Below are 1,515 nucleotides of genomic sequence, written 5' to 3' on the forward strand. Positions count from 1 at the left end.
GGGCGGCATTGAATCATATCTCCTGGTATTGTAGGAACCTTATTACCATTAATATAGAAATCTATCTGCCCTTCGAGGATATAGAAAATTTCTTCATAAACTGTATGATAATGGTTTTGAAAGTCTTGACCCGGTTTCAATACAACCACACCAATATCTACGTTCGGACCTTTTGTTAAATATTTCGGCCCATTGTCGCCAAACCGATAATCGAATTCATTTTCGTGAACTTTCTTCATCCCTTCACCACCTTTCACATTATTCCAGACCAGGCGCCTTCCACATATGAGTCGTTAAACCACGATCAGCAAGTTGAAGCTGTTCTAGATATACAATTCTCCATTTTTCATAGATTTCTAGGTATTGGTCATGGTTTTCATCGTTAGGTATATGTGTCCTCTCCCACTTTACAACTTGGTTAACTGCTTGATGGATATTCTTATAAATTCCTATGCCGATCCCCGCGAATAGTGAGGTACCTAATGCTGCTGCTTCTTTAACTACAGGTACTTTCACTGGCACTCCAAGAACATCTGCAAGGGTTTGACTCCAAAGTTTTCCTTTCGAAGCACCACCAGTAAAAATAACTTCACTTGGATAATAACCAGTTTCTTCTTCTATAATCTTTAAGTTTCCTAGTGTGATAAGCGCAGCATTTTCTTGAATCGATTTAAACATTTCTTTTTTACCAGTCTTTAGAGGATCTAGAGTGAGATTAATAAATGATGGAGATGCATGGCGCCAAGCGCTATAATTCATCGTATCTGAAAAGATAGGAATAATCCCATTTGCCCCGATTGGAACATTTTTTGACTTTTCTTCTAAAATTTCATACGGGTCTCTACCGGTCAATTTTGCTTCTGTTTTTTCCAAATCACAAAATGCATCACGAAACCATCTCATTACAAGCCCAGGAAAAAAAGCAATGGTTTCTAGCTGCCATAATTCAGGCACTGCATGGCAGTTAACACGGATACGGCCACTTTTGTCAACTAAAGGCTGTCTCACATTGACTTCCTGCTGCCAAAATGATCCACCTGATACAACGGCTTGCCCCGCTTTTACCGCTCCGACACCAACAGAAGCCATCTGAGCATCTCCGCCTCCACAAATAACCGGAGTTCCTGAATTCAAACCTGTATACGCTGCTACTTCATCCATCACGTAACCGATAATAGTACCAGCTTCATTTACTGGCGGAAATAAATTATTTTTTAGTCCGCACATTTTTACTACATCACTTTCCCAATTCCTTTTCTCAATATCAAATATCCCTGTAGTACACCCATTTGAAGGATCCACTTGTAGTTTCCCTGACAATTTATAAAGAATCCAATCATTAATCATAGTCATGTCAGTAGCTTTTGCATAAATCCCTGGTAAATGATTTTTTATCCACAAAAGCCTAGGCAGTGCCCCTAATGCAAACATTTGACCTGATAACCTATAAATCTTGTATTCTAATTCAGGATCTAATTCCTTTAATGCTTTGACCTCATCCGAAGCTCGAGCATC

Annotated in this window: 2 protein-coding genes; both read right to left on the bottom strand. The window is 39.2% G+C overall.

The features are described 5' to 3' along the window. On the bottom strand, positions 1 to 239 hold a 239-nt coding region (locus tag CN601_RS21775), incomplete at its 3' end, for a cupin domain-containing protein (RefSeq protein WP_098172342.1). A 19-nt stretch (positions 240 to 258) separates the two neighbouring features. Next, on the bottom strand, positions 259 to 1,515 hold a 1,257-nt coding region (gene lsrK, locus CN601_RS21780), incomplete at its 5' end, for an autoinducer-2 kinase (protein ID WP_098172343.1).

The sequence above is a fragment of the Bacillus sp. AFS017336 genome (assembly GCF_002555445.1).
Lineage (GTDB): Bacteria > Bacillota > Bacilli > Bacillales > Bacillaceae_G > Gottfriedia.